The following is a 9,654-nucleotide window of genomic DNA, read 5'->3' on the forward strand; positions in this document are numbered from 1 at the left end:
GCCCTGGCTCTGCTCCGACGTGGCCGAGCGGATTTCTCCAATGATGTCTGTCACGCGCTGGACGCTGTCCACGATCTCGGTCATGGTGGCGCCTGCATTGCCCACCAGTTGCGTGCCCGATGCCACCTTCTCCACGGAAGCGTCGATCAGTGTCTTGATTTCCTTGGCGGCTGCAGCGCTGCGCTGAGCCAGGCTGCGCACCTCGCTGGCGACCACCGCAAAGCCGCGCCCCTGTTCGCCTGCGCGGGCGGCCTCGACGGCGGCGTTGAGCGCCAGGATGTTGGTCTGGAACGCGATGCCGTCGATCACGCCGATGATGTCGCTGATCTTGTTGCTGCTGGCGTTGATGTCCTGCATGGTGGACACCACGCGGGACACCACCTCGCCGCCCCGTGCCGCCACGGCGGCAGCGGATGTCGCCATCTGGTTGGCGGTCTGCGCCGAGTCCGAGGTCTGCTTGACGGTGCTGGTGAGCTCTTCCATGCTGCTGGCCGTGGTCTGCAGGTTGCTGGCCGTGTCTTCGGTTCGGTGGGCCAGATCGTTGTTGCCCTGGGCAATTTCGCCCGACGCCGTGGCAATGCTGTCCGTGGCCGACCGCACCTCGGTGACCAGCTTGCGCAACGAGGTGACCATGTGGGCCAGGCCGTCGAGCATCGAGCCCGGGTGGGCTGAGGGGATCTGCGCATCGAGGTTACCCTCAGCCACTTCTTGCATGACGGCGATGGCTTCGGTGGGCTCGCCGCCGATCTGGCGCAGCACCGAGCGCGCGACAGCCATGCCAACACCGCCGACCACCAGGAACGCCGTCACCTCTAGGGCCAGACTGAACCACAGGGCTTTGCGCAGCAGGGCATCCACGTCATCGGTGTACAGGCCCGAGCCCACCATCCAGTTCCAGCCATCCACCCGCACGATGTACTGCAATTTGGGCACCGCTGTGGTCTGGCCTGGGCGAGCAAACATGGTGGGCACAAACGCCTTGCCGTCCTTGCTGCTGCGCAGGCTGTTCACGAGCAGACCGATGATGTCCACACCCGAGCCGTCCTTGACCTTGCCCAGCATGTCCTGTCCATCCCATTCGGGCTTGAAGGGGTGCATCACCCCTACGCCTTCGGTGGTCCAGATGTAGAAATACTCGGTCTTGCCCTCAGGGCCGCCGTAACGTGCCAGGCGCAGGGCCTCCTTGGCGGCCTTTTGCGCTTCTTCTTGCGACATGGCACCGCTGGCGGCCTTGGCCTGGTAGGCTGCCACGATGCTGTGGGCGGACTGGACGGCCGTGATCAGCAGGTCTTTGCGCGAATCATTGATAAGCCGACGCTCCTGCAGCAGCGACAGGATGGCCATGATCAGCAGCGCAGCAAGTGCGGTGCCGATCAAGAGCATGATTTTCATTTTGAAGCTGAGCTTGCTCATGGTGTGCTTTCTCCGGTGGTGCGGCGTCTGTCGGTCTCTGTAGGCTGTCACTTTGTATTTGCAGGGTGCGCCGGGGCGCTGCCGCCAGACGATTGTGCGGCGAAGACCTGCCCGGGCGCAGTAGGTGAAAACGCGGCGGTAGCTCTACCTACACGGCATGTTCGGTACCGTAAAACCTCAGTGTGTGCGGGGCGGGGGCTCAGAAACTAAAATGCGCGGATGCTCCAGCAACGCACCCTCAAGACATTGACCCGCGCCGTCGGCGTCGGATTGCACAGTGGCCAGCGGGTCGAACTGACGCTCCGACCCGCCCAGCCCGACACCGGCATAGTCTTTCGCCGGATCGATCTGCCTCAGCCCGTGGATATTCCTATCCGGGCCGAGGCCGTGACCGACACGCGACTGGCCTCCACCATTGCAGTGGGCAATGCCAAGGTGCACACGGTGGAGCATTTGATGTCCGCCTGTGCGGGCCTGGGGCTCGACAACCTTTATGTGGACATCACTGCCGAAGAAGTGCCGATTCTGGACGGGTCTTCGGCCTCTTTTGTGTTCCTGCTGCAGAGCGCCGGTGTGGAGCTGCAAAACGCCCCCAAGCGTTTCATACGCGTCACCCGACCTGTGGAGGTGCGCGAGGGCGAAGGCGCTAATGCCAAGTGGGCGCGCCTGACGCCCTACCACGGCTACAAGCTCAGTTTTGAGATCGACTTCGACCATCCGGCGGTGGATTCCACCGGCCAGCGCGTGGAGTTTGATATGGGCAAGGGCAATTACAGCCGCGATATCGCTCGTGCCCGCACCTTTGGCTTCACGCGCGATGTGGAGATGATGCGCTCCAACGGACTGGCGCTGGGCGGCGGTCTGGACAACGCCATCGTGATGGATGACTACAAGGTGCTCAACAGCGATGGCCTGCGCTATGACGACGAGTTCGTGAAGCACAAGATCCTGGATGCCATGGGGGACCTGTACCTCATTGGCAAGCCCCTGCTGGCCGCCTACAGCGCTTTCCGCTCCGGCCATGCCATGAACAACCTGCTGCTGCGCGAGTTGCTGGCCCAGCGCGATGCCTGGGAGGTGGTCACCTTCGAGGATGAGCGCCAGGCCCCCAGCGGCTTTACGCAACCCGTGCGCGCCTGGTAGGGCTGAGATGTTGATCTTTCGCTGGCTCGCCATGCTGCTGCTTCTGGCGGCGGCCGTGTCGTTTGCGTTTTACGCCGGTACTGGGCAGGCGCGCTACAAGCGCCTGGGATTGGTCATTCTCAAATGGACGGTGATTGCGACCGTCTTCTTCTTTGCGGTGCTTCTCATCGGCCGCCTGGCCTGAGAAGGTGTGAACGGACCCTCCACGCCCGTTCATCCCGCCAAAACACACCCGCTCTTCGCTACAAATGCTCGTCATAGCCCGAGCCATGGCTGCGCTTTGCGCCTAGATCGGGCGCATTTTGGCGGTCTGCTCGGGCCCGCCAGATTCATTCACACCTTCTGACCGCACGGGCTTTGTCGCCCGGTTTTTCTCTGCCCTATACTCGCGCCTGCTCCGGGGTGTGCTGATGCGCTGAGATGCGAGAGGCCTGAAGAGATTCAGGCGAGCTTGCGAACCCGACGAACTTGATCCGGTTCATACCGGCGGAAGAAGAGCCGACCTCCTTGTCCCCGTGCCCGCAGTCCATGCTGGCACGCGATGCCTCAGGTGCTGCTGCGCGCGGCATCCGAGGGGTGCACAGGTCCATTCCGGAGCAGACCCCACCGGAACCAGGAGACCTGCTTATGAACGCCCCCGAGAAGTTTGCCGAGCTGCTTGCGCGCACGCGCGAACCCTTTCCCGCATCCCGCAAAGCCTATATCCCCGGCCACCTGCACCCCGACCTGCGGGTGCCTGTGCGCGACATCGCACTCACCAATGGTGAGTTGGTCAGCGTGTACGACACCTCCGGCCCCTATACCGACGCGAGTGCTGTGATTGATGTGCGCCAGGGCCTGGCCAGCGTACGCGGTGGCTGGATCACTGGTCGTGGCGACGTGGAGCGTTACGAAGGCCGTGCGCCCGTCGCGCTGGACGATGGCCAAAAAAGCGAGGACGCCACCCGCCTGGCCCAGCTGCGTGCCGAAGCCGCCGCGCTGCAGCGCAAGCCCCTGCGCGCCAAGGCAGGGGCCAACGTGACGCAGATGCACTACGCCAAGAAGGGCATCATCACCCCCGAGATGGAATACGTGGCCATCCGCGAAAACGGCAAGCGCGAGTGGATGGAGCAGTACATGGCCGACGCAGGTCGCGAGCAGCGCCTGATGGGCAACCCCATGGGCGCAAGCATCCCGCGCATCATCACGCCTGAGTTCGTGCGCGACGAAGTGGCCCGGGGCCGCGCCATCATCCCCGCCAACATCAACCACCCCGAGGTGGAGCCGATGGCGATTGGCCGCAACTTCCTGGTCAAGATCAACGCCAACATCGGCAACTCGGCCGTCACGTCGAGCATCGAGGAAGAAGTCGAAAAGCTGGTGTGGGCGATCCGCTGGGGTGCCGACAACGTGATGGACCTGTCCACCGGCAAGAACATCCACACAACGCGCGACTGGATCGTGCGCAACTCGCCCGTGCCCATCGGCACAGTGCCGATCTACCAGGCGCTGGAGAAGGTGGGCGGCGTGGCCGAAGACCTGACCTGGGAAATCTTCCGCGACACGCTGATCGAGCAGGCTGAGCAGGGCGTGGACTACTTCACCATCCACGCGGGCGTGCGCCTGGCCTACATCCACCTCACCGCGCAGCGCCGCACGGGCATCGTCTCGCGCGGGGGCTCCATCATGGCCAAGTGGTGCATGGCGCACCACCGCGAAAGCTTCCTGTACGAGCACTTTGAGGACATCTGCGACATCATGAAGGCGTACGACGTGTCGTTCAGCCTGGGCGATGGCCTGCGCCCCGGCTGCGCATCGGACGCCAACGACGAAGCCCAGTTTGCCGAGCTGCACACGCTGGGCGAACTGACCCAGGTGGCCTGGAAGCACGACGTGCAGACCATGATCGAAGGCCCCGGCCACGTGCCCATGCACATGATCCAGGCCAACATGACCGAGCAGCTCAAGACCTGCCATGAGGCCCCGTTCTACACGCTGGGCCCGCTGACCATCGACATCGCGCCCGGCTACGACCACATCGCCAGCGCCATTGGCGCCGCCATGATCGGCTGGATGGGTACGGCCATGCTGTGCTACGTGACGCCCAAGGAACACTTGGGCCTGCCCGACCGCGACGATGTGAAGCAGGGGATCATTGCCTACAAGATCGCCGCGCACGCCGCCGATGTGGCCAAGGGCCACCCCGGCGCCCGCGCGCGCGACGATGCATTGAGCCAGGCGCGGTTCGACTTCCGCTGGCAGGACCAGTTCAACCTGGGCCTGGACCCGGAAACCGCCAAGGAATACCACGACGAAACCCTGCCCAAGGATTCGGCGAAGGTCGCACACTTCTGCTCGATGTGTGGCCCCAAGTTCTGCTCGATGAAGATCACGCAGGAAGTGCGCGACTTTGCTGCGCAGAAGGGCGTGGCCGAAGCCGATGCGCTGGCTGAGGGCATGGTGGCCAAGGCTGCAGAGTTCCAGCGCGGTGGCGGCGAACTCTACATTCCTCTCAAGCCTGTCTGAACCTCTGAATAAGTGCGGCTACTGGCCCCGTGGTTTCCCTACAAAAGGTCCAAGGGGCCGTGCTTACCCTGTGCGACGGGAGCAGCGGCTGGGCCTATATTTCCTCCAACGTCCGGCCCAGAAGGCCGACTTGTGGGTGTGGCACCAAACTTGCTATGCTAAGTAGTCTGTTAAAAATTGTAAGGAAGAGCCATGAACGCTCTAGGCCGCTTCTCCATCCGCACGCGTCTGTATTTCGGAACTGTCTTTTCCCTGATTCTTCTTGTCGTGATTGGTGCCATGGGTTATCTGGCCCTCGACCGTACCCGGGACACTCTGCAAGAGTTGTTCTCGCAGCGGGTGCAGACCCTGACAGACATGTCAGACCTGCGCACCACCCTGGGTGACCTGCGCCGGACCGAAAAAGACATCATCATCAATTTCAACAACTCGGTCGAGGTGTCTGCCCTGCGTGAGTCCTGGGCCAAGACCCTGGCCGCGCTGCGCAAGAGCCTGGCCGAGGTGCGGCAGGTGCAGTCGGGGGACGCAGAGTTTGTCGCTGCCATCGACAAGTCCCTGGATGAGATCAAGCAATACGAAACCGGCATTTCCCCCATCTTCGAGAAGATCGAGGGTGCGCAGCTGGACGGCGCGGGTGGCGGCGCCTATGCCGACCGCCTGAAGGTGCACATGGAGGCCACCGACAAGCTGTTCTCCAGTCTGGCCAGTTCGGCCCGCACGCAGATGGACGAAGCCCGTGCGGGCGTCGAGTCGCGTACCTCCACCATGTCGGCGCTGATCGGCTTCGGGCTGGTGCTGGGCCTGGCGGTGCTGATCCCGCTTACTTTCTTCAGTGTGCGCTCCATCACCAAGTCGCTGGCCCAGGCGCAGGAGCTGGCCGATCGCATCGCCAGTGGAGACCTGTCGCGCGATGTGGTGGCCATGAACCAGGACGAGGTGGGTCAGCTGGTGAGTGCCATGGGCCGCATGCAGGACGCGCTGCGCGGCCTGGTGCGCCAGGTGCAGGACGCTGCCGGCAACATCTCCACCGCCAGCTCCGAGATCGCCAGCGGCAACCACGACCTGAGCCACCGCACCGAGCAGACGGCGGCCAACCTCGAAGAGACCGCTTCGTCGATGGAACTGCTGACCAGCACGGTGCAGCAAAGCGCGCAGTCATCACGCCAGGCCAGCGACTTCGCCTCGTCGGCCGCCGAAGTGGCGGCGCGTGGTGGAGCCGTGGTGTCGCAGGTGGTGACCACCATGGACCAGATCACCACCAGCTCGCGCAAGATTGCCGACATCACGGGCGTGATCGACTCCATCGCATTTCAGACCAACATCCTCGCACTCAATGCGGCGGTGGAGGCGGCCCGCGCGGGCGAGCAGGGCCGCGGTTTTGCGGTGGTGGCCAGCGAGGTGCGCAACCTCGCGCAGCGCAGTGCCGAGGCTGCCAAGGAGATCAAGAGCCTCATCGGCTCGTCGGTGGAGCGCGTGGAAGACGGCTCGCGCCTGGTCAGCCAGGCGGGCCAGACCATGACCGAGATCGTGAGCAGCGTGCGCCGTGTGTCGGACATCATTGCCGAGATCACCGCCTCGTCGGCCGAGCAAAGTGACAACATCGGCCAGATCAGCCAGTCGGTCTCGCAGCTCGATCAGATGACGCAGCAGAACGCTGCGCTGGTAGAGGAATCCACGGCGGCGTCTGAATCCCTCAGAGAGCAGGCACACCAGCTGACCAATGCGGTCAGCCAGTTCAAGCTGCGGGACGGCGCGGCCTCGGCGTTTGTCATGCCAGCGCCGGTGGCATCGTCCGCCCCCGCTCCTGCTGTGGCCCAGGTGCCTCGCCGATCTGCCCTGCAGATTCGGTAGTCGAGAGGTTTTTAGCCTTTTTTTGGGCTTCTGCGCGCGACCAGTATGTGTTTTTTGCTATTAAATATGTAGCAAATCAATCCCGCGTCACGCGCAGCACTTCTTCGCGGCTGGTGATGCCTGCTGCGATGAGCCGCTCTCCATCCTCGCGCATCAGAGCCATGCCATCGGCGATGGCAGCAGCGCGGATGTCGGCTTCGGCGGCCTGGTTGTGGATTTGCGCGCGGATGGCGTCGTTCGTCACCAGCAGTTCGAACACGCCCGTGCGGCCTGCGTAGCCCGTGTGGCCGCAGGCATCGCAGCCCGCACCGTGGCAGTGGCTGCAGTATTTGCGCACCAGCCGCTGGGCCAGCACACCCAGCAGGGACGACGACAGCAGGAAGGGCTCCACCCCCATGTCGGTCAGGCGCGTGACGGCGCTGGCGGCGTCGTTGGTGTGCAGCGTGGCCAGCACCAGGTGGCCCGTCAGCGAGGCCTGAATGGCAATCTGCGCGGTCTCGAAGTCGCGGATTTCACCGATCATGATGATGTCCGGGTCCTGGCGCAGGATGGCGCGCAGGGCCTTCGCAAAGGTCAGGTCGATCTTGCTGTTGACCTGCGTCTGGCCCACGCCGGGCAACTCGTACTCGATGGGGTCTTCCACCGTCATGATGTTGTTGCGTGTGGCGTCCAGCCGCCCCAGGCCAGCGTACAGCGTGGTGGTCTTGCCCGAGCCCGTGGGCCCGGTCACCAGGATGATGCCGTGTGGCTGGCTGATCAGGCCCTCAAAGCGCTGCAGCGTGTCGCCCTGCATGCCCACGGATTCCAGGCTGAGCTTGCTTTCACTCTTGTCCAGCAGGCGCAGCACGGCGCGTTCGCCATGGGCGCTGGGCAGGGTCGAAACGCGCACGTCGATGGCGCGCGTGCCCAGGCGCAGGCTGATGCGGCCGTCCTGCGGCAGGCGTTTTTCGCTGATGTCCAGGTCGGCCATGATCTTCAGGCGCGAGATCAGTGCCGCGTGCAGTGCGCGGTTGGGCTGCACCACTTCGCGCAGCGTGCCGTCTACACGGAAGCGCACGCTGCTGTGGCGCTCGTAGGGCTCGATGTGGATGTCGCTCGCGCCGTCGCGCGCGGCCTGCGTGAGCAGGGCGTTGAGCATGCGGATGATGGGCGCATCGCCCGCCGATTCCAGCAAGTCCTCGACGGCGGGCAGTTCTTGCATCATGCGCGAGAGGTCGGCGTCGCTCTCGACCTCGCTGACCACCGTGGCGGCGCTCGATTCGCTGTGCGAATAGGCCGCGCTGATGCGCTGGGCCAGGCCGGGGGCATCGAGCGGCAGCAGCTGCTGCACGGGGTGCTTGCGCAGCACCTCGGACAACGCACCCGCGTCGGGGCTGGGGCCGTGCCATAGCACGAGCTGGTGGCCGTCATCCTCCAGCAGCAGCTGGGCCGTGCGGGCAAAGGCGTAGGGCAGGGGGTGGCGCATGGTCTTCAGCCTGCCTGCTTATTGCTGCGGCTGGAGCGTCGCCGGGGTGGCGGGCTTGGCGGCAGGTGCGGGCAGCGGAGGCAACACAGGTGCGCCCGACACGGTGCCCATCATCAGGCTGGGTGCAGGCTGTGTGTTTTGCTGCAGCGCGCGGATGGCGTCGTAGCGGTCCACCACCAGCGCGTCGTTGGTGGCGTTGTCGCGCACCACAATGGGGCGCAGGAAGATCATCAGGTTTGTTTTGCGGCGCGAGCGGTTCTCGCTCTTGAACAGGTTGCCCACCACGGGCAGGTCACCCATCACCGGCACCTTGTCCTCGCCCTGCGAGTAGGTGTCTTCCAGCAGGCCGCCAATCACGATGATGCTGCCGTCGTCAACCACCACATTGGATTCGACCGCACGTTTGCTGGTGGTGGGTCCGGTGGCGTTGGACAGGGTGGAGCGGTCGATCTTGGAGATCTCCTGGTAGATGGCCATCTTCACGGTGCCGTTCTCGCCGATCTGCGGGCGCACCTTGAGCATCAGGCCCACGTCCTTGCGCTCCACGGTGTTGAACGGGTTCACGGTGCCGTTGTTGCCGGTGTTCGCATACGAGCCCGTGACGAAGGGCACGTTGTCGCCAATGAGGATGCGCGCCTCCTCGTTGTCCAGCGTCATCAGGTTGGGGGTGGACAGCACATTGGCGTCGCCGCTGTTTTGCAGGAAGTTGGCCAGCGCGCCCAGGTAGTACTGGCCGTTGATGCGTGGCGCCAGCGCCAGGTTCATGCCCGCGCCCAGGCCTGTCGCAGCGGTGGCAATGTTGGTGGTGCTGCCCGAGGCCAGCGCGGCGGCCAGCCCGATGATGTTGGAGCCCGCTGCGCCAGAGTTGGTGCCGATCACGCCCACAGTGCCGTCGCCCTGCTTGCCCAGGATGCCTTGCCACTGGATGCCGAACTGCGCCACCTTGTTGGCCGCGACCTCGACGATCAGGCTCTCCACCAGCACCTGTGCGCGGCGGCCGTCGAGCTTGTCGATCACGGCGCGCAGCTGGCGGTACAGCGGCTCGGGGGCCGTGATGATGAGCGAGTTGGTGGTGGGGTCGGCCTGGATCTGCCCGCCGGTGGAGGGCTGGTTGTTGTTGGTGGCGCTGGTGCCCATGGCGTTGCTGCCCGAGCCAAGCCCGCTGTTGCTGCCGGAGCCCGACAGGCCGCTGCCGGTGGACAGCATATTGCCGCTGCTGCCACCGCCGCTCAGGCCCGTGCTGGGTGCTGCGGCAGCAGGGCTGCCACCGCCACCGG

Annotated in this window: 7 protein-coding genes and 1 riboswitch; of the genes, 4 read left to right on the forward strand and 3 right to left on the reverse strand. The window is 64.6% G+C overall.

Going from position 1 to position 9,654, the window contains the following annotated elements:
* Nucleotides 1–1,413, reverse strand: a 1,413-nt coding sequence (locus DBR12_RS04105; RefSeq protein WP_108616091.1) for a methyl-accepting chemotaxis protein, incomplete at its 3' end; no start/stop codon positions are given.
* Between the two features lie 219 nt (nucleotides 1,414–1,632).
* On the opposite strand from DBR12_RS04105, the gene lpxC reads away from it, so the two are divergent.
* From lpxC to DBR12_RS04120, 4 genes are all read left to right on the forward strand, one after another.
* Entirely contained in the window at nucleotides 1,633–2,556 is a 924-nt protein-coding gene (lpxC, locus tag DBR12_RS04110) for a UDP-3-O-acyl-N-acetylglucosamine deacetylase (protein ID WP_108616086.1), read from the forward strand.
* A gap of 7 nt (nucleotides 2,557–2,563) precedes the next feature.
* Nucleotides 2,564–2,740, forward strand: a complete 177-nt coding sequence (locus DBR12_RS22305) for a hypothetical protein (protein WP_199226627.1) — start codon at nucleotides 2,564–2,566, stop codon at nucleotides 2,738–2,740.
* A gap of 204 nt (nucleotides 2,741–2,944) precedes the next feature.
* Nucleotides 2,945–3,068: riboswitch (TPP riboswitch) on the forward strand.
* Between the two features lie 115 nt (nucleotides 3,069–3,183).
* Nucleotides 3,184–5,061: a phosphomethylpyrimidine synthase ThiC gene (thiC, locus tag DBR12_RS04115; protein ID WP_108616087.1), complete on the forward strand. Its 1,878-nt coding sequence runs from the start codon at nucleotides 3,184–3,186 to the stop codon at nucleotides 5,059–5,061.
* A gap of 192 nt (nucleotides 5,062–5,253) precedes the next feature.
* Nucleotides 5,254–6,912: a methyl-accepting chemotaxis protein gene (locus tag DBR12_RS04120; RefSeq protein WP_108616088.1), complete on the forward strand. Its 1,659-nt coding sequence runs from the start codon at nucleotides 5,254–5,256 to the stop codon at nucleotides 6,910–6,912.
* Between the two features lie 76 nt (nucleotides 6,913–6,988).
* Here DBR12_RS04120 and DBR12_RS04125 read toward each other — a convergent pair whose 3' ends face one another.
* Both DBR12_RS04125 and gspD read right to left on the reverse strand, forming a co-directional pair.
* A complete protein-coding gene (locus DBR12_RS04125; protein ID WP_108616089.1) occupies nucleotides 6,989–8,377 on the reverse strand; it encodes a GspE/PulE family protein in 1,389 nt (462 codons plus the stop codon).
* 18 nt (nucleotides 8,378–8,395) lie between these two features.
* On the reverse strand, nucleotides 8,396–9,654 hold a 1,259-nt coding region (gspD, locus tag DBR12_RS04130), incomplete at its 5' end, for a type II secretion system secretin GspD (protein WP_108616090.1).

Source organism: Acidovorax sp. HMWF029, assembly GCF_003060895.1.
GTDB lineage: Bacteria > Pseudomonadota > Gammaproteobacteria > Burkholderiales > Burkholderiaceae_C > Acidovorax.